Origin of the sequence: Pseudolabrys sp., assembly GCF_035943735.1 — a bacterium.
GTDB lineage: Bacteria > Pseudomonadota > Alphaproteobacteria > Rhizobiales > Xanthobacteraceae > Pseudolabrys.
This window is the reverse complement of sequence record NZ_DASZBV010000026.1, coordinates 1-21737: the sequence shown is the minus strand read 5'-3', so window position 1 is coordinate 21737 and position 21737 is coordinate 1. Positions and strand designations below refer to the sequence as shown.

Sequence of the window (21737 nt, the reverse complement as noted above, 5' to 3'; positions counted from 1 at the left end):
TGCCATCGAATCGCAACTGAGCGAAGCCGATGGCACAGCAAGCGACTGACCCCGAGCGACTCCTCACGGAAATCCAGGCTGCCGACCTTCTTCGGCTGTCCTCGCGCACACTTCAGGCTTGGCGCTCGCAGGGCGTCGGACCGGAGTACGTCAAAGCCGGCAGGGCCGTCCGATATCGCCGCCCGGCGCTCATCGCCTGGACCGAAGAGAACACAGTGGTCGCAGCGCCGCTCGTGCCAGCGGTCGTCAAGCAGGCACATGCAGTCGCGGAAGTGCCGAAATGACCGTGAACGCGCTCGACACCTTGCTCGCCGCCAAGGTCATCAACATCATGCCGGGACTGCGGCCCAGTGACAGGAAGGTAGCGCTGGCCCTTATCGAGCATTTCAACCGGAAGACCGGGAGGTGTGACCCGGGCATACAGCGGATCGCATCTCTATTGGATTGCTGCACACGAACGGTCATCCGCGCGACGAACCGGCTCGAGAAGCTTGGTCTGTTCGAAAAAGACCGGCACGGCGGGTACTCGAACCGGAATCGCTACCGGCCGAACTGGAAGCGCCTCGCGGAACATGAGGCGGCTTGGAAGAGCAAGCTGCACCGTTCGCGCCGGTCGAAAGTGTCACCTGAGACGCGACAAGCCGGTCACCTGGAGAGTGACTCTGCTGTCACCCAAACCTGTTCAAGGATCCTACCTAAACAAACCTACTCAAGGAGTCCGGCGAGGGAAGAAAGGATGCCTCAGCGATCGAAGCTTCCTATCCCGCGTGCGGCTGACGCCGCGCGGACCGAAGCGGAACGCCGGTGGTCGAACGACCTACTCGAAGTCTATGCCGGCCGACCTGTAACGTACGCTGAGATCGTCGACGCGATCGATGTCGGCCTGTCGGCGGCAGCAACGGAGGCGGAGCTCTCACAACACGGTGCCGGCCTGCGCCTGATTCAGCGCCGCTTGAAGCTTCAAGATTGAAGAGGAACGGATGATGCCGCCCTCGATCCACAGGTTCTTCCAGGCAGTATGCTCCACGGGCGTTGCGAACCGGAATGGTGGTTCGGTGGCACTGCGCTTTGGATGCCGAATTTCACGCTTGAGGTCGCGGTCCGAAGGGTCAGTTGGGTGTCGGGCACGGTCAAACGCTTGCTGGATGCGTGTTTCGTCAGGCGAGCGTCGCCCATTCGCGCGCATCAAATCGAACTCAGATACAAAAAGCCCATGGGGGAGGGGGGTTTCAATCTCTGCGTCTCTCGACTCAGGTACCGGTTCCTCCCTCATGCAGAGATTTTTTTTCTGGGCTGTGAGGTTTGATTCGATCAAACGAAATCAAAAAAATCAAAAGCTGAATCCTTTCAGTGGTCGACGACGTGCCGACGCGTCCGATCGACGATTTATTTTCAGGAGGGCGGGGGGTGGTCAAAAGTCGGGTCGATCGCGAGCCCGGACCGGCGGGCTAGGCGCACACACTTTTTCGGCCAATTGCGAAATCTTTTTTTTGACGGTGCGCGCCGGTGCACTTCAGAAATTTGCCGCGAAATTCAGGGTGGGGGGGGTAGGTCATGTCCGATGACGTGACGCAGGCCGCGTCTCCCTCGCGAAACCAACTCGGTTCTAGCCAGGCATCCTCGCTCTCGCTGGATACGTGGCCGATCGGCCGATTAATCCCTTCGGCACGCAATGCGCGGACCCACGACGACAAGCAGGTTGCGGAGATCGCGGGAAGCATCCGGGCGTTCGGCTTCACCAACCCGGTTCTCGTAAACAATCGCGGCGATCTCATAGCCGGTCACGGCCGCCTCGCCGCAGCCAGGCTTTTGGGCTTGAAGGAGGTGCCGGTGATCACCCTCACAGGGCTGACGGAAATTCAGCAGCGGCAGCTCATGCTCGCCGACAATCGTCTGGCCCTGAATGCTGGCTGGGATCTCGAGTTGCTCCGCCTCGAGCTGCAGGACCTCTCGTCGCTTGGCGCCGACCTCCAGGTGCTCGGCTTCACAGCCAAGGAGCTCTCGGAGGCGTTACAGCCGGCCGATACGTTGGGCCTGACCGGCGAGGACGAGGTGCCCGCGCACGCGGAGAAGGCGGTAAGCAAGGTCGGAGATGTCTGGCAGCTTGGGCTCCACCGCGTCGTCTGCGGCGACAGTACCGATATGGACACTGTGGCGCGGGTGCTCGCCGGGGCAACGCCGGTGCTCATGGTCACTGACCCGCCCTACGGGGTCGACTACGATCCCGCCTGGCGTCACCGGGCCGGTGTGAACAACTCCAAGCGCGTCGGAAAAGTCGAGAATGACAGCCGCGCCGAGTGGGGCGCTGCTTGGGCTCTCTTTCCCGGCCGGATTGCCTACGTTTGGCATGGCGCGCTGCATGCCCCGACGGTGGCCGAGAGTTTGATCCAGCAAGGCTTCACCATCCGCGCGCAGATCATTTGGGCGAAGGAGCGCCTCGTGATCGGTCGCGGCGATTATCACTGGCAGCACGAGCCGTGCTGGTACGCGGTGCGCGACAAGGGCCACTGGCTAGGCGATCGCAAGCAGACGACACTCTGGACGATCCCGACAGGCGGCCAGGATGCTGAGACGCAGCACGGCACTCAAAAGCCGGTCGAATGCATGCGGCGTCCGATGCTGAACAACAGCGCGTCCGGCGAAGCGGTCTATGAGCCGTTCTTGGGCAGTGGCACGACACTGATTGCGGCGCAGACCACCGGCCGCATCTGCTTCGCCATTGAGATCAATCCCGTCTACGTCGATGTCGCGATCCGGCGCTGGCAGGCATTCACAGGCTCGAAGGCCGTGTTCGAAGCCGATGGCCGCACGTTCGATGAAATCGCGGCCCAAGCCGCTGAATCTTTGGAGGGTTAGCGATGCGCGGCCGCAGACCCGTTCCTACGCGCATGAAGCTGCTGACCGGCAATCCCGGCAAGCGCCCTCTGAATCCCAACGAGCCCCAGCCGAAGCCGGAGATCCCGGAATGTCCGCCCCAACTAGGCCCGGTTGCACGAGAGGAATGGGACCGGCTCACCACACATCTCGCCAGTCTCCGGATGATTACGGCGCTCGACCGAACTGCGCTGGCTACCTATTGCAGTGCCTACGGGCTCTGGGCCGAGGCAATCGAAGCCGTTCAGAAATACGGCACTATGGTCAAGTCGCCGACCGGATACCCGATCCAGTCGCCATACGTCTCAATCGCCAATCGTCAGGCCGAGATCATGATGCGGATCGCTTCGGAATTTGGCTTCACGCCGGCGAGCCGCAGCCGAATTTCGATGCCCGGCCCACCAGATTCGCAGACTTCGCTTTTTGATTTTGTGCCCGAAACAGATGACGGCCCAGAACCGCAAGGGTCTCAGTAAGGCGCGTATATTTCAAACAAAAGCGCTAACGCTAGAGTGCGACCTCGAGGAAGGCGGGAGATCTTCGCGGAAGAGATCACCAAGTTGCCACCATTAGTACCGGCGCTCTGAAATAATGGAGTTCCTGTTGGCGTGGCTGCGCGCAAGGAGTATTCTCGCGCCATAGCACATTGTTGGGCCGCGATGCACTGAGTAGACACGCGCGGGGCGAAAGCCGATGCCGTACGAGCAGTCGAAGAAGGCAGCTCAATATGTCCGAATGTCCGCGGACATGCAGAGGTATTCCACCGAGAACCAAAAATCATTGATTGCGTTGTATGCAGCAAGCCACGGCTTCCAAATCGTAAAAACGTATGCGGACGAGGGGAAGAGTGGACTAAGCATTAAGGGTCGCGCCGGCCTCCAGCAACTTTTGCAAGACGTCCGAGGCGGTAACGCCGGCTTCGGGACTGTACTTGTCTATGATGTAAGCCGGTGGGGGCGCTTTCAGGATGCCGATGAAAGTGCCTATTATGAATTTCTATGTCGCGAGTCTGGTATAGCAATACGCTATTGCGCCGAGGAATTCGCCAACGATGGCAGCATCACAGCCACTATCATCAAGAGTATAAAGCGCCTGATGGCGGCCGAGTATAGCCGCGATCTATCGAATAGAATCTTCTTAGCCAAATGCAGTATGACCCGCCGTGGGTTTAGCCACGGCGGTCGTGCGGTGTTCGGCCTGCGCCGCATGCTCGTTGACGATTACGGGCAACTGAAGGGAATCCTGGAGAACGGAGAGCAGAAGTTCCTGTCTAGCCATCGCACAATCCTTGTGCCCGGACCTGAACGCGAGGTCGATACCGTACGCCGTGTTTTCGGCGAATTCGCGTGGACGGATGTCTCCATCAGCGCGCTGACAGCGAAACTGAATGCCGAAGGCATACGCAATAGCACTGGGCACCTTTGGCGCGTCAAGGGCGTCCGCGCGATGCTTTCCAACGAAAAATATATCGGCAACAACGTCTTCGGGATGACCTCGTTTAAGCTTAGGGCACGTAGGCTTAAACATGATCCGGCAACCTGGGTGCGAGCTGAGGGCGTTTTCCAGCCTATCCTCGCTAAGGATCTATTCGATCGCGTCCAAGACAAGCTTCGAGGCATAAACAGGCGCGTTACGAAGTTCGACTTACTGAGCCACTTGACGGCTATCTGGTGCAAGCACGGTGCTTTATCGACAACCGTTATTCTAGATACGCCGGGATGCCCATCGGCCAACACATTCGAGCGTCATTTCGGCAGCATGCTCGACGCCTTTAAGGCCGTCGGATACCGACGCGGTTCGCAGCGGCTCGTGTATGTCTCTACCCGACAACTCGTCTCAGATCTTGTCGCCCGCGAGCTGAGACGCTGGGGCCACTCGGTTAAAGAAATCGGTGACCGCAAGCAGGCGAAGCTTTTGGTAAATGACGAGCTTGTGATTTCGATAGCCATCGCGCACTGGTTCTACCGTACGCGGGACGGCAGGCCTCGGTGGCTCCTCAAAAGAAGCATCACGCATCAGTCTGACCTGCTGATTATCGTTCGGGCTTCAGAGAAGACTTCCCATATCATCGATTATTTATTTGTGCCGGATCTGACGTCAGACGTAGCGCAACAGCTTCTGCTCGACAGATGCCACCTGGACATTCAGAAGTTTGCGGCGAGCACTTTGGAGCCGCTGCGCGTTCTTGTCGCCCGCGATGGATTATACGAGACGCCGTTGGCACGCATACGCGAGCCGATCGCGGTGGCTGTCAAAGGTGCTCATTTGCCGAACTTCTCGCATCTGCGGCTCAACCGAAAAACGACGCATGCTAAGATTTTGCTGCGTGCCTTACAGAGATACTCCGCATCGATGGCCGCTTTTATTGCGAAAAGGCGCCGCGTTGCCGCGCGTCAAAGGGTACTTGAGGCGTCTCTTCAGCACTTATTTTGCGACCCAACTTTCATCAAAACCCTAAAGGGAGAAGGACTCGATTCGCTGCCCTCCCTGACCTCCGACAGGGTTTTTGTTGAGCGGACATGACACGCGTTAGCCTAAAGGGAATTTGCGATGCCGCGCTGGAGAAGATCAGTGCTAGGGCGAGGCCATTCTATTTCTATTCGATGCTGAGGCGAGTCAATGCGCGCCGGCAGAACGAAATCGCCGATCTTATGGCCGCCTGCTCCGATTACTCCTTTCCATTTCTAAACCTTCTTATTTTCGGATCAAAAGCGTCTGACTTCGTGCGCACGAAACGGCGAATGCGAGGCCTTAGCCAAGCCGAGTTGGCGGTGATAGAAAAAGCTGTGCCGCAGTTTGAGGCCGCCTTTTGGAACGCAGCGAGATCATATGCCGATGATGCTCGCGCTTCGATGGTGACAGAGGCCTACGTCAGGAGGATTCTCGCCAATCCCAAGGTGGCTGCCTATGTGCGCGTTGCCCATCCAAAGGTATTCCGCGATTTGAGCCGACTGAAATTCAAGTGTGCCGCAACCGAGCTCACGGGCGCGGTAGCAGCAAGCCGTACAGCTCATAGTTCGACCCGCTAGTCGGTGCCCCAGTTAGTAAGAGGCGGCGGTGGCACCGTTATCAGTCGGCGCTCGCCGCGCGCGATCCGTGCGGATCGACGATGACGTAGCCGGCGATCGAGCGCACGTGCTCGCGCGTCAGGTGGCTGCCGGAATTGCCGTCGTGCACCAGCCAGTCCTTGCCGTCGACGTGGCTCATGAGGATCATCACGTGATGATTGCGTACGGCCGCCATGCCGGCGGCGGGCTGGGTCCGTGGAAACTTCTTCGCCCAGGCGGAGGCGAGATTGAGCTCGCGGCGGATTTCGCCGAACACGTACCGCGAGGCCTCACAGCCGCAGAATTCGTAAGGGCAGCCGGCGGGCCGGCCGCCGACGACAACCGTGTTGCCGTTGGCATCGACCGGGCTCACCGCAGCGTAGGCATCGCGTGCGGCGGCTTGATGCCGCGGCGCGGCCGCGGCGCGGTCGGAACAGCCGCGTAGGTCGCAGACGATCGGGTTATGCGCCGTGGCGCCGCGATGGTGATGCGCGGAGCGGGGCGTAGCGTTGCCGGGCGTTGTGATCAGGCAGACAAAGATCGCCGTGATGAAAACGGATGCGGATTTTATCAATTCAACCTCGCAGCTCTGGAGCGGCTTGCGGCCGCGGAAACGGCTCCTTCGGGTGGCGTGGCAATCCACGCGCAACGCTGGGCATTTATCGGGGCGAGGGGGGCGTGACGAGCGCCGACCGCCGGTAACCTGACCGCGTAACCTTAATGCGTCGGGGAATTGCGACAGATCAGGCGGTTACGCCAGCATGTCGAGGAGCGCGCCGGTCATCCTGCTGTCGGCGCGCAGCACCAGCGCATTGGCCGAAAAGTCGAGCCGGGCCTCGATCTGGTTGACCGCCTCGGTGGAGAGGTCGGCGCCCGAGTTCGGGTTTGCCACCTTCGCCGCCGACGTCGCAAGGCGCGCGGCGGCAGTCATCATGCCGGAACTGGCGATGGCGGAGACGGTGCTCATGCGGCTGTCTTATGCCGCCAGGCTTAAGCGCCGGTTGGCCGATATGGTGAGCGGACGGTAAAGATCGGCCGCGGCGTGAAGCTCAAGGCAGCGTCGAATTGTACTTCTTCGCAGTCTCGACGATCCAGTCGCGATAGAGCAGGAGTGGTGTCAGCCCGGTGAGGCCGCCGCAGCCGTCCTCGTCGTTCGGCGCGGTGGTCCAGCTGACGACGGCGATGACGCGGCGCCTGCCGTCGGCGCCGGTTTCGAAGGCCGGGCCGCCGGAATCGCCGACGCAGGCGCCGAGCCCGGCGCGGCGGTTGCGCGTCTTCGGGTCGACCAGGCGGATCTGCAGCGAGCCGGGCTTGCCGGTGACGGTGAGGGGGGCTTCGCGCGGGACGCCGAGCCCGATCGGCGTGCGGTCCACCGTCACGCCGAAGCCGGCGATGGTGAGCGTCTCGCCGGCGCTGACGCGGCGTGGGGCTGCGAGTTCGGCCGGTGCGACGATGGCGGGCAGCGGCGCCATGAGCTTGACCAGCGCCACGTCGGCGGTGGCGCGGCTCGCCGCGTAACTGGCGAAATTGAAGCGCGGATGCGCCTGCGCCGAGCGCACGGGGATGGATTGGCCGGTCTGGTAGACCTTCACCACGCGCTTGTGCGGCCCGATGACGCAATGTGCGGCGGTGAGAACCAGCTCCGGCGCGAGCGCGGTGGCTGTGCAGAGGTCGCCGTTCTCGTCCACTAGCATGACGATGGCACGCGCGACGTCGCCCGTGGCCGGCGGCGCGCCGCCAGTGACAGCGAGCGCGGGGGCGCAAAACGCCATTAATATTGCTGACGCAAGAGCACGCCGCATATTGGGGATGAGCCCAAAATTGGGTTTGTTGTCAACCCACTAACTGAGCCACGCTGGCCATGAGGTCGCATTGCGTCCGAGCGTGAAAAAGTGCGGTCGCTACTAGATTTGCTCCAATTCGTCCGTGCTTTTCAAGGATGGCGTGCTACTCGACCTCCCGTTCGGCCCGGAGCCAGTCATCAAGGTACTTGCCTCTCAGGTTCGCCCTCATCGATTCAATGGTAAGCGCGGTCTCGTATCCGTTGCTCGATCTCATCCCGCGTCTTGGGTCCTCGTACTGGATCTCCTCGGTTTCGAACTTGAAGAAATATCGTGGCATCCTGGGCTCAGCCTCGAGGCTGCTTTTGTCTGGCCCCGCGCGCCTCGTCGACCGTTCAACCAAGCGCTCCGCCTTCTGCTTGCGCGTTGTATCACGGCAGTCCGGATTGCCATCAGCGGACCAAATGAGGTGAACGAGTTCCTCATTCTTCTCGACTCCAGGCGCCGCAGGATTTTTTTTCTTGAGTAGCGGAAGGGGGTTACTCGCGACTTGCATATTAAGAGGGAAGCAATCTTACAGTCTTACTGTTGAACGGCGGGACGTTGCCGGCTGGGCAATGCTTAAGAAAGGCATAATATGCCAAAAACGCGAGGAATCGCGCCTTCCACCGGCGGGGCAAGCGCGGCGCTACTCGATGTCGCCTTGAATAATATCTCGCATGGCCTCTGCTCCTTCGATGAGCACCATCGACTGATCCTCTGCAACAGCCGCTACATTGAGATGTACCGGCTCACGCCCGAGCAAGTTCGGCCGGGTATGACACTGGCCGAAATCGTAGAGCTTCGCTACCAGGCCGGCAGCGTCCCGGCGATGACGCGAGAACAGTACCTCGAGTGGCGTAAGAGCATCGCAATAGAACGGGAACCGACTGACACGACCGTTGCGCTTGGCACGGGCGAGGTCTTCCGTATCCATCACGTTCCCATGCCCGAGGGCGGTTGGGTGGCCACTCACGAGGACATCACTGAACAGCGGCGGACCGAACGTGAGCTTACAAAAGCAACGGGCGAGGCGGAAAGCGCGAGAGAGAAAGCTCAAGCCGCCCATGCGCTTTTGGTCGAGGCAATCGAAGTGATCCCGGAAGGGGTTGCGCTGCTCGACAAAGACGATCGCTTCATCCTCTGGAACAGTCGCTACCGCGAAATGTATGGCATTAGCAGGGATGCGATCTCGGTCGGGGCCCGATTCGAGGACGTTCTCAGGACCGCACTCTCGCACGGGCAATATCCGGACGCCGTTGGACGTGAGCAGGAATGGCTAATTGCACGGCTGGCGCAGCATAAGGAGCCTTCGACCACGCATGAACAGCTTCTCGCCAACGGACGATGGATCCGAGTGCACGAGCGCCGCACCCGGGATGGTGGCAGCGTTGGGATCAGGGTCGACATCACCGATCTGAAGCAGCGCGAGGAGTCGCTCAATCTCCTATTTAGCAACAGCCCGGTTCCGATGTGGGTTGTCGAGCGCGATTCGGGACGCTTTCTTGCTGTGAACGACACGGCCCTGCAGCACTACGGTTACAGCCGGGAGCAATTTCTGGCCATGCTCACGGATGATCTTCGCCCCCCAGAGGATCGTGATGAATTTTCACAGTTCTTTCGCTCAGGCCAGGTCACCCGCGGGCAGCGGACATGGCGTCACTGCAAGGCGGACGGCTCTGTCATTCAGGTTTCGGTGCACGCGACCGATCTCGCGTTCGAGGGACGCCGCGCGCGCATTTGCGCCGCTGTTGACGTCACAGATATAACAAGGGCCGAGCAACAGCTCATTCGTCAAAAGCGGCGCACCGAAGCAGCCATCAGCAACATGTCGCAAGGCTTGCTGATGTTCGATTCCGACGGGCGAATGGTTCTCTGCAATAATCGCTATATCGAGATGTATAACCTGTCGAGGGAGATCATCAAGCCGGGCTGCTCTCTCGAAGAGCTGATGCAACATCGCAAAGATAGAGGCGTCTTCAGCGGTGACGTCGAGCGTCGCTGCCAAGAGATGAAAGACACGATGTGGCGAGGCCAGATGATAAGTTGGAACGTGGAACTTGGCGACGGACGCTGTATTCGTGCCGTTAGCACACCGATGCCGGGAGGCGGATGGGTCGCAACACACGAAGATACGACCGAACAGCGACAGGCGCAGGCTCGGGTGGAGTACCTTGCACAACACGATGCTCTCACGGGATTGAAAAACCGTGCGGCGTTTAACGATTTTATCGAACATCAAATCGCGGCCGTGGAATCTGAAAGGCTCGCCATCATTTCAGTCGATCTCGACCGGTTCAAGGACGTGAACGACGTCTTCGGCCATGCGGCGGGCGATGAAGTGCTGATCGCAGTCGCCAATATCTTGCGCGATGTCGCAACCGACTGCTTTGTGGCAAGGCTGGGCGGAGACGAATTTAGCGTTGTCATGACCGGGGCAGATCAACCGTCCGGCGCCGAGGAGTTGACGAGAAAGGTCCAACAGGCCTTCGCCACTCATCCCGGATTGCATAGTCGATCAGTACGGGTGGCGATGAGTATCGGAGTTGCCATTTATCCGGATGACGGCCGGGACCTCACCACGCTATTGGCAAATGCCGATGCGGCATTATACCGAGCGAAGCGGGAGGGCCGAGACACCGTCCGTTTCTTCGCGCCCGAAATGGACGCTCGGCTGCGTGAGCGGCGGCTGCTGCAGCACGATCTGAAGTGCGCAATCGAACGTAGCGAGATGCATCTCCATTTCCAGCCGCAAGCGAGCATTGATGGGCGAATTGTCGGCTTTGAGACGCTGGCCCGATGGGAGCACCCAACCCGCGGACTTGTTTCACCGAATGTCTTCATCCCATTGGCGGAAGATAGTGGCTTGATCCTGGCGCTCGGTGAATGGGTATTGCGCGAGGCGTGCCGGGAAGCCGCCTCCTGGCAGAAGTCGCTCAAGGTCTCGGTTAATCTCTCGCCGGTCCAATTTCAACACGGTGATCTACCGAGCCTCGTTCACCAGATCCTCTTGGACACAGGCCTGCCGCCAAGTCGGCTCGAACTTGAGATCACCGAAAGCGTCTTAATCGATGATTTCAGACGGGCGCTCGCGGTACTGCGGCGCTTGAAGGGCCTTGGCATTCGAATTGCCATGGACGATTTCGGCACCGGCTATTCCTCGCTTTCGTACCTGCAATCATTTCCATTTGATCGCATGAAGATCGATCAGGCGTTCATCGCAAGATTATCCGATAATCCGCAATCGGCGGCTATTACGAGGGCCATTATCGGACTCGGGCGCAGCCTGTCGCTGCCCGTGACCGCCGAAGGCGTCGAGACCCAGGAGCAACTTCGCTTCCTCGTGGCGGAAGGATGCGACGAAATTCAGGGTTACCTGATCGGCCATCCGCGTCCGATCGCCGAGTACGCCGAGTTTACGGGCGTTGGGCGGTCCCGTCCTTTACAGAGGCGAAAGCTGCGGTCTTCCAAAAGGCGGCTCGGGGCGTCGTAATGGTTAGTGCGATGTGTGGGCAGGTTCCGTTGTTCGTAACCCCCAATCATGAGGGGGTCGGCTTGGACAGACCTCAATGCGGCTTTGACGCTGGAGTAACGATCGCCTTCCAGGCTTTCGTCTCGGAGAGATAGGTCTGTGCAACGCGCTGGACGTCGGCGGCGGTTACCCGCTTGAGGGCAGGCAGCGTTTCCCGAATGATGTCGAGCCGGCGCGGATCGACCTGAGCGCCGACTAGGCTGCCAGCCCAGTAGGCATTCGATTGCCGACGCGCGATCATCGCCTCCGCGCTGGGGTTACGCGCTCGATCCAATTCATCCGCTGAGATCGGTTGCGCTTGCAGATCGGCGGCGATCGACTGTGTAACGCTGAAGAAGAGTGGCATCTTTGCGGGGGCTAGTTCGGTGCCGGCCAAAAAATACCCGTAGCCTGGGAACGTCCTCGAATTCTTCATCATGACGGTGGGTGTATAGGTAGCTCCGTCGTGTACACGGAGTTGATCGGACAGACGGGCGCTGAAGGCGCGTTGAGAACCTGCAGGTCTTGAACCGTTTGTTGATCGAAAAAATCGCTCGCTGGCCAAGCGATCACCGCAAAACCTTGGTCGGCGCGACCATCATGATGGAGTTCGATCGGCGTCGGGGTTGCTTTGGGGAAGTGGACGCTCATGGCCGCCTGCGAAGGCGGCGGCGCTTGCGACCGGCGCGGTAGCGCACCGAGGGTGGCGGCGACCGCTTGCACTGTGGGATCAATTTGCTGCCGACTACGACCACTTCGATGGGCGCAGAGGCCAATTGTGGCTCGATCAATGACTTCACGTCTTGCAGGCGCAGCGCCGCAATATCCGTCGGTGTCGGGCTGGACCAGCGCCGATCACCGTCGTGCAGGAGTTTAGCGAGATCTAGGCGGACCACGCCGCCGGGCGAGGCGCTCGCCTCGCTCACTGCCTCCGCCTCTGTCGAGCGCGCCTGATCGATTGCGCTGTCGCGCCAGCCCGGAACGCTGATATAGGCGGTGATGGACCGAAGCAGACATGAGCGGAGGAAGGCCAGCATCGGCTCGTCGGGATTTGAGAGTAACCACGCGCCCTAGTCAGTAAGTCGTCCGTCAGCCAGCTATACGAGCCTCAGTCGAAACCCGGGGCGGCTGCCCAGTCACGCGGCTGAACGTACGAGAGAAAGCGGCTGCGCTCTGGTAGCCGACCTGCTGCGCAACGCTCTTTACCGGCTTGCCTCGCGCGAGAAGCTGTCGTGCAAGCGTGATGCGCCAGGTCGTGAGATAGTCCATCGGCGTCTGGGCGGTCCGCGTGCGGAAATGCTCAGCGAACCGCGTGCGTGACATACCGGCGATGCCGGCGAGGTCGTCCAGCGTCCAAGACTTCTTGGGCGCCTCGTGAATCGCCGTCAACGCCTTGGCAAGGCGCGGGTCGGCTAGCCCGGCGAGCACGCCGGTCGAGACCTCACCAGTATGCACCACATGCCGCACAATCAGGATCAGGAGATAGTCGAGCAGCCGGTTGAGCGCTTCCTGGCGGCCACCTTCTTCCGAGAACGCCTCCCCGAGAACCAAATTGCAAATCGGAGACAGCGCGGGATGCGATGCCAGCGGTAAAACCACGAGCTCGGGCAGTCCCTGTCCGATCGGGTTGCCCTCGGCACCACCGAGTTCGACGGTTGCACAAACGAGATCGGCGCCACGCTCCGGATTGACGACGAAACTGTGAACGCGACCACGCGGGAAGAACAGGATCGTCGGCCCGTTGACCGGCAGATCGCTCTTGCCGGGCTCGACGAGGGTCAGCTTGCCACCGTTCAGAAAATGCAAGTGGCCCGTGTCCGGGTATTGCACCGTCTTGCACAGCGTCCCTGCGAAGAAGGCGCGGGCCCGCGGGGTGGCATGGGCGAACAGGGCGGCGAATGGATCCATTGGGACGATCGGCAATGTTCTTGGGACCAACGGTCAGCCTTAGTCCTCCATATGGGTGGCGTGCAACGGCAAACCACCCAGGAGGACATTATGCACGCGATCATCGTGACGGACGAGGCTGCCGGACGGGCGGGGATGAAGCTCAGCGAGCGGCCAGAACCGCAGCCCGCGATCAACGACGTTGTGGTTCAGATTCATGCATCCGGGTTCGTCGGGACCGAGCTGACCTGGCCTTCGACCTGGACCGATCGCCTCACGCGGAACCGGACCCCGACGATCCCCGGCCACGAACTGGCCGGCGTCGTGACCGCGCTAGGCTATGGCACGACCGGTCTGGCGGTGGGCCAGCGCGTGTTCGGTCTCGCCGACTGGTATCGCGACGGCACCTTGGCCGAGTACGTGGCCATCGAGGCGCGCAACCTCGCGCCGCTGCCTGACGACATCGACTTCACGGTCGGCGCGAGCCTTCCCATTTCGGGCCTTACCGCGTGGCAGGGACTGATGGTGCATGGCCGCCTGCGCGCGGGGCAGCGCGTCATCGCGCACGGCGCGGCCGGGGCCGTCGGTTCGATGGTGACGCAGCTCGGCCGTGAGTTCGGCGCCTATGTGATCGGCACCGGACGCGCTTCAGACCGTCAGATGGCGCTCGATTTCGGCGCGAACGAATTCGTCGATCTCGATAATGAGACGCTTGAAGATGTCGGCCCCGTGGATTTGGTCTTCGATGTCATCGGCGGCGAAATCGGCAAGCGGTCCGCTCGTCTGATCCGGGGCGGCGGAACGCTGGTGTCTGTCGTCGGGCCGTCCGAAGCGCGCCCTTCCGACGGTGCCGCCATCGACTTCGTCGTCGAGGCCGATCGCGCCCAATTAACTGAAATCGTTCAGCGCGTTCGGGACGGACGGCTGCGCACGAACATCGGCACCGTCGCCCCCTTCAACGATGCGGTCGCCGCCCTCAACACGACCAAGCGGATCAACGGGAAGACGATCATCCGTGTTCGTCCGTGAGGACTCGCTCGGCTTGGGCGCGATCCCTTTCTGTCGCTGAGGGTCGCGCCCCGCCCAACGACGCATGTTTATCAATTGTCCGGAACAGGAAAGGGCAGGCTCCATGCAAAACGCCGCACCCGTCGTCAACTGTGCAGGCCGGAGCAGAACGCTTCGGCTGGCATTCTTATCCGCGGTCACCTCGCTCGTGGCCGCTTTTGCAACGGCGGCGGCGCCGATCCCGGTCTACAACATCTATCGGGCCGAAGATGGATTCACCAACTTCGCCATCTCGATGGCCATCGTCACTTATTCTGTAGGCGCTGGCATCGGACTTCTGGTACTGGGCCGGCTATCCAATCATCTCGGACGCCGCCTGGCCGCGATCCTCAGCCTCGGACTGCTCCTGCTGGGCTGCGTGCTGCTGTTGAACGTGCATGTCGTCAGCACTCTGCTGGCCGGCCGAATCCTGATGGGCGTCGGCACTGGATTGGCCAGTAGCACCTTGACCTCCTACATCGTCGACGCTGCACCCGCGAAACCGCAATGGCTGGCTTCCGTCGCATCGAGCCAGGGCCCCATGCTTGGTCTCGCCGTCGGCGCGATCGAGTCGGGCGCGCTTGTGCAATTCGGCCCTTTGCCACGCGACGTGATCTACCTTGTGTGCATCGGCTTCTTGTCGCTGTCCGCCGCACTCATCACCCTCAGCCCGGAAACCGCAAACCCGACGCCGGGCGCGTGGCGCTCAATGCTGCCCAAGATCAGCGTACCGGCGCGGGTTAGGCATCTGCTGCCGGTTGCGGCCGCGGTGTTCCTGGCGACCTGGGCGATCGGCGCCTTCTACCAGGCCTTCGTGCCTACGCTTGTCGAAGAGCAACTTCACACCCACAGCCCGCTCATCCTCGGCCTGGTGTTCGCCGCCTACATGGCTCCCAGTGTTCTCGGTGCGCCCATTGGAGGCCGGTTTCCATCCGACGTAGCCCAACGCATCGGCATGATCACATTCCTGGCGGGAGTGATTGGCGTCATCGCAGCGGTCGGCGTCGGCAGGCTAACGCTGTTTGTCTTCGCAACGGTGATCGCCGGTGCTGGCCAAGGTATCGCAATCAGCGCCTCGACGCGGGGGTTGCTTGAAGGCAGCACGCTTGCAGAACGTGCGCCGATCTTCAGCGCGGTCTATCTGCTCTGCTATAGCGGCGCTACTTTCCCGAGCCTCATCTCCGGCGAACTATCTAAGGCCTACTCGCTACCGCAGATCGCTCTGGGATACGGTGGCCTCGCGCTCATTGCGGCGCTGTTCACCATCGCCGTTGCACGCAATCCGCACTTCGAAGCGAGGGCGAGCGACAACATCGCCGACGTCCATGGTACCCGCGACGTCTTAAGGTGACTGCCGCCTACGTCCGCGATCTCATAAATTGGATACGGTGGTGGCAGCCCGGTTGAAGGTTCACGCCGCGTGGATCCAGGCAAGCATGAGCGCCCGCTCACGTCTCGTCTTGGCCCAGAGCAAACCTACTGGGCGAGTCGGCTGTTGTCCGCTTCTGACCCATTTCGGACACTGCAGCGTCTACCCGATCAGGCGCCGGCGCTGCATTCTCGAGAAGCCGACCAAGTTTCTGCCGCGAGCGCTTCTCGCACCTTAAGAGCAAGCTCGTTCTTCCGGTAGGGCTTCTTGAGTACCAGAAATCCGTGTTCGACGATCTCCATCAGTACCCGTTCGGAATAACCTGTACTCAACAGCACCTTCAAATTGGGATCCAGTACGCGAGCTCTTTGAGCGAGGCCGATTCCGTCGATCTTTCCAGGCATGACCATGTCGGTCAAAAGCAAGTCAAATGCCCCGCCCTCGCGCAAGAGTTCTAAGGCGTCGTCGCCGTTATCACACGCAATGACCGTGTATCCGAACTCCTCTAGTTGACGCGTGCCGTATCGTCGAATGTCAGACTCATCGTCAACGAGCAATATCCTCTCGGCTCCTCCTTGGACTCCGCCCCGAGGCGCGGGGCTCGCGGCATGCGAAGTGGCGCGAGGCAAGTACATGCGCACTGTGGTCCCTAATCCGGATTCCGACTCAATCTGGACCTCGCCTTTGGACTGCTGGACAAATCCGCAGACCATTGAAAGCCCTAGGCCGCTCCCTTTTCCTGAGCCTTTCGTGGTAAAGAATGGTTCGCAGGCTCGCGCCGTGATTTCGGGGGACATGCCGTTCCCAGAGTCAGATACACTGATGCAGACATACTGACCTTTAGAGAGGGAAGGCAGCTGCCCCGAGCTATCTGAGCAGATTTCATGGTTGTGCGCTTCGATGTCTATCGATCCGCCACTTGGCATGGCGTCGCGAGCATTAAGGCAGAGGTTCAGTAGCGCGCTCTCTAGCTGGGCTGCGTCGGCGAGCGCCTCCCAAAGATCCGCCTGTATCGAAAAGTCGATGCATATCGTCGGGCCAAGTGTGCGGCGCAGGAGGGTAGTCATTGCGATAGTGAGCTGTGCCACATTTACAGGTGCTGCTCTCAGCGATTGCCGCCGCGCGAACGCCAGTAGATGCTCGACTAATTTTCCTCCTCGCTCCGCCGCTGACCTTGCGCTTTGCGCCAGACCAGCCAATTCAGGATGACCGTCCAGTTGCTCTTCCAATAGTTCAGTATTTCCAATAACGATGGTTAGCAGATTATTGAAATCGTGAGCGAGCCCCCCTGTAAGCTGTCCGACCGCCTCCATTTTTTGCGCATGGCTTGCCTTGCGTTGGAGCAATATGCGATCGGTAACATCTTGAAGTGCTCCCTGGATGCGCACGACGCGATCGCCGGCCGAGACCGCTTGACCAATTGTTCTGATCCATGAGCGACCTCTCTTCGATGTCTCAATTTCCAGATCAAGGTCGTATGCAGTGCCTTCAGTGAGGCATTCTTGAATCGCCTGCTCCAGGCGCCGCCGGTCGGCAGCAATATAAAACGATAAGAACTCCTCTAGGCTGAGGCTGGAGTTAGATGGAATGTCGCAAATGGCTTTCGCCTCGTCGGAGAAGGTCGCAGCATTCAATTCTGCGTCAAATTCCCATGCGACGAGGCGACTTAGGCGAGTAGCTATCTCTAATCTGGCCTTTGCTTTTTCCAGTTCCTCCGACGCTCGTTTCCGGGTTGTTATGTCTTCTGAGAAAGCCAGAATGCTAGTCACGTGGCCGAACGCATTGCGTCTGGCGGAAACGCTATTCCTGACCCAGATCGTCGAACCGTCGCTTCTTACATAACGTTTTTCTGCCACAAAGCTTTGCCGTTGCCCGTTGAGCAATTCAGATAGGCGCAACAGGTTGCTAGACCTGTCTTCTGGGTGGGTAACAGAAAGCATGTTTTTCGACTTCAACTCGGCCTCGGTGTAGCCGACCATGTCGCAATATTTGGCGTTCGTTTGGAGATAACGACCCCCCGGATTGATAACAGCCAGGCCAATGGCGGCTTCCTGGAAGGGGGTATTGAAATACTCATCAAGAAACTGCTGTGCGCGCTGATCTGCTTTTTGGCTTGTGATATCCAAATGCATAACTACCGCTCCCGATACAATTTCGTGGGCGGTGCTCGAAGCGGTCATTAGAAACCAGCGCTCTTCTTTCGGTGAATGGCAGGAATATTCGAGAGTGAAAACATCTTGTGCTCCCGCCAGCACTGCCCCAATTCCACTCGCGGCTTTACGAGCTTCCGCCTGGCTTTCCCCGCCGGTGCGTTCGCAGACGGCCAAATAGTTCACGCCGATACAGGCGTTAGGATCACGCAGTCCATTTTCATGACCAAAAATATGCCACCGTTCGTTGACGGCTAAAATGCGCCCGGTTCGATCGAGAAAGGCTGCTGGGCCTGGAAGGGCGTCCAGGAGCGAGGACAATGAGGCGGTGGCGGGCGCTGGGGCTGTCCGCCGTACCCGTGATCCATTCCGCGCGCTCTGGGGAGAAAGCAATTGCTCATTACCACCGCTGTGCATTCGCGTAGCCTTTACACCTTCGTAGCAGAGCGCGTCGAACGGCTTTGATCATCTCCCGCTCCGTCGCCTTTGCAGGTTAAACAATCAAATGCATATCTCTGTGGAATGTCGTCGAAGAGATCTCGCCTAACGGGCCGCGAAAACAAATACCCTTGAGCTATATCGAATGAGAGTTCTCGCAGAATGCGGAGATCGTCGATGTTGTCCACACCCTCTGCGACTGCCTCCGCCTTAAATCCATGTGCAAGCTCGACCGCAGCTCTGCACAACGTCCTCAAGTGTGGGTCGCCCGCGCACCCAGCCGTTACAGAGCGATCAATTTTAAGCTCACAAAACGGCGTCCGGCGGAGGCGATCGAAATTCGCATAACCGTGTCCGAAGTCATCGATCGATATCCCAAACCCATTTAGCACGGCACGCGTGGCAAAGCGTTGCATATTCAGTGGCTCAGCCACGAAGTCGGTCTCTGTGAGCTCTAAAATAAGACGCCCGTTGCGTGGCGCCTCTCTACTAATTTCTAGCAGTACGTCGAGAAGGTCTGTTCGGTGCAACAAGCTGCCGGCGATATTGATTGAAAGCTGGAAGTCGGGGTGTCTTTGCAGCTCAGCGCCTAAGCGTGCCGCATCGCAGAGAGCGCATTTAGTTAGATCGAAAAGCTTTGCTTCAGATGCCGTGGGCAAAAACACTGCAGGCGCCAGCAGCCCTAAGTCCGGATGCCGAATTCTTGCCAAGCATTCAGCGCCCAAAACGTCGCCTGTGCGCAAGCTAACCTTTGGCTGATACCAAAATTCTAGCCAGCCCTTCTCAATCGCTTCGTCGAGAAGATGGGTGTTGTCCCGGCGATCTAGTTCTTGGTCAAGCGGTGGTCTTTCCGGGGAGCGAAGCGCCAGAGCTTTCAGCACGTCGCGTCGCGCAAAGGGTTTGCGTAACAGCCCAAGAATTTTTAAGCCGCTCTGCTCACCTACGACGCGAGCGTGATTCATGACCTCCTCTGAATGGCCACTGAAGAGCAAAATGTCCACCCTGGGATGGTGAGTTGCAATCAACGAAAACGCTTCAATCCCGTCTAGGTCCTTCAGTGAGAGGTCTAGGAGGATCAGCTCTGGCTTGGCCGTGAGCGCGTTTAAAAAAGATGATTTGTCATTCGCCGTGCGGACCTCGCATTGCTCACGTTGGAATCTCTCCTTGGCAAGAGCGAGCATCGCCGCGTCGTCGTCGAATATTAGAACAGAGCGCCGCGCGCCGGATGATGCGGTGAATACTTTTGCCATGGCGGACTAATTCGAATGAGAAATCTGGACACCGCTCGGGGGAGCAACCTAGCAAGTGGAGGGAACGGGCAGGCTTCAATGAGCATCACGCGATACCGTTTTCGAAATCGTTATCATTGGCCGCAAAATCGAGGTGAAAGGTTGTCGCCGACGGTATTGCGGTATCGGACGACCGAGTTCCATCGCTGCAAACGCCATGTCCCTGTGACTGCAGTAAGATTTTGTAAAAAAAGTTTCTCTCTTATGGCTTCGGCGAAGATGTCGGGGGCTGCAATGTTCAAGGCTCGAAAATGGCTGGCCTCCGCTCTTGCGGATGAAAGCGTCCGCCCAAAGGCAAAATGGCGTGGGGCGACCCGGGCGAGCGGATCCCCACTGCGAGCCAATTCCTGCTTTATTGTCGATGACGACCCTGGGGTGAGGCGCCTAATTGCAAATGCCATAGCTTCAACCGGCGCCGTCTGCATCGAATTAGACTCCCTCGTAGCCGTCTCCGACCGATTACTTAGTTTTGTTCCGAGTCTGATCTTCCTTGATATCTCGTTACGAGATTCGGATGCGATCGACGTGATTAGGGAGCTTTCGGCAAAGAAGTACCGCGGCGCGGTTCAGCTCATAAGCGGACGCTCCGAGGTCGTGGTGGAGAACGTCCATTCGGTCGGGCTAAAACACGGTCTGAACATGCTGTCGCCCCTGGCGAAACCGTGTTCAATCTCCGCGATTCGCGGGGTCGTCACAGAGCAGCTAAAGCGGATCCAAGAGGAAGGGGTCACGGAAGGTGCGGTCGTTGATCTGGACGCCGCCCTGCAAAATGGCTGGGTCGAGGTCTGGTATCAGCCCAAAATTGACCTGAAGCTCAGGCGAATAGCCGGGGTCGAAGCGCTTTCGCGTGTTTGCCACCCCCAGTTAGGGACAGTGCTCCCTTCAGAATTCCTTCTGCATGCGAGCCGCTCGTGTCTTAGACGGCTGACAGAGCACGTCATCCTGACTTGCCTGAGGGAATGGTCAGATCTGCGGGGAGTCGGGTACGCAATTAAGATTGCGATCAATGTTTCGGGGGATTGTCTCTCGAGTGTCCCGATTCCCAAGCTCATACGCGAACATAGGCCACATCATGCAAATTGGCCCGGGCTAGTGTTCGAGTTAGATGAAGAGCAAGCCGCGGAGGCAATTGACGGACTGCATGATATTGCCAGTCAGCTGATGATCTACGATGTTAGTTTTGCCGTCGATAACTTTGGGACAGGGCGGGCCTCATTCCCTAGGCTCAAAAAATTTGCATTCTCGGAATTGAAGCTTGATGCAAGCTATGTCCAAGGCTGCTCCACGAACGAACAGAATTCCGCAATTTGCCGCTCGATCGTTGAATTGGCGCACAGCTTCGGTGCTGCTGCTGTCGCCAAGAGCGTGGAGGCCAAGGAAGACTTGGTCGAGCTGTACAAAATGAATTGTGATATGGCACAGGGCCACCTCCTCGCGAGACCAATGCCAATGAATGATCTCATCCCATTCCTTAGGCTCAAGGCGCAGCGGCAGCGCCTTTTGTCCGGAAGTGGAGCGCCTTCTGCGACTCCTGTGCTTCAGCTTGAAAAGCACGCGGCGGACGTAAGTGCGCCGTCGGATCATGCGAGTGAGGCAAGCTTGCCAGCTACCCAGCAGGGCTAAATAACTACCCAGCAGGGCTAAATATCTGACGATTTCGCTCGGTGCGGGCATCAGCGCCGCCACGAGCATGACTCCGGAACAGACCCCATGATCTGGATTGATAATCTAGCTTTGTTCTGAAAACGCATCTTGCTCACGGCTAGAACGGCGGTAATAGCTTCCGTCCCCCTCATCCAGGTACTGACCCGGTTCCATCGGCGCTGGCCTCTTTTGAGGTGTTTTGTGGTCCCTTTACCTTGTCGGCGGACTGATGGAACGCATCGCACAGGTAAAACTTGAAGGATTGTCAAATGACACACTGTAAGTAGGTTCTACCCGCCCATGACTGCTGCCGACTCATACCGAAAGCTCGCGGCTCAGCTGAGAGCGAAAGCCGCCAATGAACGAAGCGCCGGCCTCGCGTCCGAGCTGAACCACCTTGCCTGGTGCTACCTGAGACTGGCCGAACAGGCCGACCACAACAGCCTCTCCGACATCATTGCGGAATTCGGCTCAAAGCTTGGCTCAGCTGGCGCCTAGCACTCCAATCCAACATGGCCAATGCACGCGAGCGGGCCGAAGGATACCGCAAGGAAGCAAAGACCTGCCTGGAGTTGGCGGGTCGATTGTCTCTCGATTCCGACCGCGCTCGCCTGACCGATATGGCTATGCACTGGCTGCGCATCGCCGAGATCGCAGAGGC

The 21737-nt window shown here is 59.3% G+C and carries 18 protein-coding genes; 10 read left to right on the top strand and 8 right to left on the bottom strand.

Features of this window, described 5'->3' with window-relative positions; genetic code table 11:
- Positions 1–29: 29 nt before the first annotated feature.
- From VGV41_RS19545 to VGV41_RS19520, 6 genes are all read left to right on the top strand, one after another.
- Entirely contained in the window at positions 30–284 is a 255-nt protein-coding gene (locus tag VGV41_RS19545; RefSeq protein WP_326865725.1) for a helix-turn-helix domain-containing protein, read from the top strand.
- A complete protein-coding gene (locus VGV41_RS19540) occupies positions 281–970 on the top strand; it encodes a helix-turn-helix domain-containing protein (protein ID WP_326865723.1) in 690 nt (229 codons plus the stop codon). The genes VGV41_RS19545 and VGV41_RS19540 overlap by 4 nt, the downstream gene beginning before the upstream one ends.
- A gap of 584 nt (positions 971–1554) precedes the next feature.
- Positions 1555–2856 (top strand): site-specific DNA-methyltransferase, encoded by a 1302-nt coding sequence (locus VGV41_RS19535; RefSeq protein ID WP_326865722.1) that lies wholly within the window; start codon positions 1555–1557, stop codon positions 2854–2856.
- 32 nt (positions 2857–2888) lie between these two features.
- Positions 2889–3350 (top strand): phage terminase small subunit P27 family, encoded by a 462-nt coding sequence (locus VGV41_RS19530; protein ID WP_326865721.1) that lies wholly within the window; start codon positions 2889–2891, stop codon positions 3348–3350.
- A 217-nt stretch (positions 3351–3567) separates the two neighbouring features.
- Positions 3568–5397: a recombinase family protein gene (locus tag VGV41_RS19525; protein WP_326865719.1), complete on the top strand. Its 1830-nt coding sequence runs from the start codon at positions 3568–3570 to the stop codon at positions 5395–5397.
- Positions 5394–5903, top strand: coding sequence for a plasmid partitioning protein RepB C-terminal domain-containing protein (locus VGV41_RS19520; RefSeq protein WP_326865718.1), 510 nt, complete (start codon positions 5394–5396; stop codon positions 5901–5903). Before VGV41_RS19525 ends, VGV41_RS19520 begins: the two co-directional genes overlap by 4 nt.
- 40 nt (positions 5904–5943) lie before the next feature.
- On the opposite strand, the gene VGV41_RS19515 is transcribed toward VGV41_RS19520, so the two are convergent.
- From VGV41_RS19515 to VGV41_RS19505, 3 genes are all read right to left on the bottom strand, one after another.
- A complete protein-coding gene (locus VGV41_RS19515) occupies positions 5944–6495 on the bottom strand; it encodes a hypothetical protein (protein ID WP_326865717.1) in 552 nt (183 codons plus the stop codon).
- Between the two features lie 177 nt (positions 6496–6672).
- The gene (locus tag VGV41_RS19510) at positions 6673–6888 is read right to left on the bottom strand and encodes a hypothetical protein (protein WP_326865716.1); all 216 of its coding nucleotides are present in this window, start codon (positions 6886–6888) and stop codon (positions 6673–6675) included.
- Positions 6889–6970: 82 nt separating this feature from the next.
- The gene (locus tag VGV41_RS19505; protein ID WP_326865715.1) at positions 6971–7693 is read right to left on the bottom strand and encodes a S1 family peptidase; all 723 of its coding nucleotides are present in this window, start codon (positions 7691–7693) and stop codon (positions 6971–6973) included.
- Positions 7694–8339: 646 nt separating this feature from the next.
- Here VGV41_RS19505 and VGV41_RS19500 point away from each other — a divergent pair.
- Entirely contained in the window at positions 8340–11234 is a 2895-nt protein-coding gene (locus tag VGV41_RS19500) for a PAS-domain containing protein (RefSeq protein ID WP_326865714.1), read from the top strand.
- A 73-nt stretch (positions 11235–11307) separates the two neighbouring features.
- On the opposite strand, the gene VGV41_RS19495 is transcribed toward VGV41_RS19500, so the two are convergent.
- From VGV41_RS19495 to VGV41_RS19485, 3 genes are all read right to left on the bottom strand, one after another.
- The gene (locus VGV41_RS19495; RefSeq protein WP_326865713.1) at positions 11308–11691 is read right to left on the bottom strand and encodes a hypothetical protein; all 384 of its coding nucleotides are present in this window, start codon (positions 11689–11691) and stop codon (positions 11308–11310) included.
- Positions 11692–11899: 208 nt separating this feature from the next.
- Positions 11900–12289, bottom strand: coding sequence for a hypothetical protein (locus VGV41_RS19490; RefSeq protein ID WP_326865712.1), 390 nt, complete (start codon positions 12287–12289; stop codon positions 11900–11902).
- A gap of 52 nt (positions 12290–12341) precedes the next feature.
- Complete coding sequence (locus VGV41_RS19485; protein ID WP_326865711.1) at positions 12342–13160, bottom strand: AraC family transcriptional regulator; 819 nt, start codon at positions 13158–13160, stop codon at positions 12342–12344.
- A 90-nt stretch (positions 13161–13250) separates the two neighbouring features.
- On the opposite strand from VGV41_RS19485, the gene VGV41_RS19480 reads away from it, so the two are divergent.
- Together VGV41_RS19480 and VGV41_RS19475 are read left to right on the top strand one after the other, a co-directional pair.
- Complete coding sequence (locus VGV41_RS19480; RefSeq protein WP_326865710.1) at positions 13251–14168, top strand: NADP-dependent oxidoreductase; 918 nt, start codon at positions 13251–13253, stop codon at positions 14166–14168.
- A 103-nt stretch (positions 14169–14271) separates the two neighbouring features.
- Positions 14272–15537 (top strand): MFS transporter, encoded by a 1266-nt coding sequence (locus tag VGV41_RS19475; RefSeq protein ID WP_326865708.1) that lies wholly within the window; start codon positions 14272–14274, stop codon positions 15535–15537.
- A gap of 188 nt (positions 15538–15725) precedes the next feature.
- Here the strand turns inward: VGV41_RS19475 and VGV41_RS19470 are convergent, their stop codons facing one another.
- Positions 15726–18026 (bottom strand): PAS domain S-box protein, encoded by a 2301-nt coding sequence (locus VGV41_RS19470; protein ID WP_326865707.1) that lies wholly within the window; start codon positions 18024–18026, stop codon positions 15726–15728.
- A 107-nt stretch (positions 18027–18133) separates the two neighbouring features.
- Positions 18134–19393 carry an EAL domain-containing response regulator gene (locus VGV41_RS19465; protein ID WP_326865706.1) on the bottom strand — a complete coding sequence of 420 codons (1260 nt, stop codon included), beginning with the start codon at positions 19391–19393 and terminating at the stop codon, positions 18134–18136.
- Between the two features lie 78 nt (positions 19394–19471).
- On the opposite strand from VGV41_RS19465, the gene VGV41_RS19460 reads away from it, so the two are divergent.
- Entirely contained in the window at positions 19472–21055 is a 1584-nt protein-coding gene (locus tag VGV41_RS19460) for an EAL domain-containing response regulator (RefSeq protein ID WP_326865705.1), read from the top strand.
- Positions 21056–21737: the final 682 nt, after the last annotated feature.

Coding starts and splice junctions, on each gene's coding strand:
- VGV41_RS19500 (WP_326865714.1), top strand. CDS start 8,340: ATGCCAAAAACGCGAGGAATCGCGCCTTCCACCGGCGGGGCAAGCGCG.
- VGV41_RS19510 (WP_326865716.1), bottom strand. CDS start 6,888: ATGAGCACCGTCTCCGCCATCGCCAGTTCCGGCATGATGACTGCCGCC.
- VGV41_RS19480 (WP_326865710.1), top strand. CDS start 13,251: ATGCACGCGATCATCGTGACGGACGAGGCTGCCGGACGGGCGGGGATG.
- VGV41_RS19530 (WP_326865721.1), top strand. CDS start 2,889: ATGAAGCTGCTGACCGGCAATCCCGGCAAGCGCCCTCTGAATCCCAAC.
- VGV41_RS19545 (WP_326865725.1), top strand. CDS start 30: ATGGCACAGCAAGCGACTGACCCCGAGCGACTCCTCACGGAAATCCAG.
- VGV41_RS19535 (WP_326865722.1), top strand. CDS start 1,555: ATGTCCGATGACGTGACGCAGGCCGCGTCTCCCTCGCGAAACCAACTC.
- VGV41_RS19495 (WP_326865713.1), bottom strand. CDS start 11,691: ATGATGAAGAATTCGAGGACGTTCCCAGGCTACGGGTATTTTTTGGCC.
- VGV41_RS19490 (WP_326865712.1), bottom strand. CDS start 12,289: ATGCTGGCCTTCCTCCGCTCATGTCTGCTTCGGTCCATCACCGCCTAT.
- VGV41_RS19475 (WP_326865708.1), top strand. CDS start 14,272: ATGCAAAACGCCGCACCCGTCGTCAACTGTGCAGGCCGGAGCAGAACG.
- VGV41_RS19465 (WP_326865706.1), bottom strand. CDS start 19,393: ATGGCAAAAGTATTCACCGCATCATCCGGCGCGCGGCGCTCTGTTCTA.
- VGV41_RS19540 (WP_326865723.1), top strand. CDS start 281: ATGACCGTGAACGCGCTCGACACCTTGCTCGCCGCCAAGGTCATCAAC.
- VGV41_RS19460 (WP_326865705.1), top strand. CDS start 19,472: ATGAGCATCACGCGATACCGTTTTCGAAATCGTTATCATTGGCCGCAA.
- VGV41_RS19520 (WP_326865718.1), top strand. CDS start 5,394: ATGACACGCGTTAGCCTAAAGGGAATTTGCGATGCCGCGCTGGAGAAG.
- VGV41_RS19525 (WP_326865719.1), top strand. CDS start 3,568: ATGCCGTACGAGCAGTCGAAGAAGGCAGCTCAATATGTCCGAATGTCC.
- VGV41_RS19505 (WP_326865715.1), bottom strand. CDS start 7,693: ATGGCGTTTTGCGCCCCCGCGCTCGCTGTCACTGGCGGCGCGCCGCCG.
- VGV41_RS19485 (WP_326865711.1), bottom strand. CDS start 13,160: ATGGATCCATTCGCCGCCCTGTTCGCCCATGCCACCCCGCGGGCCCGC.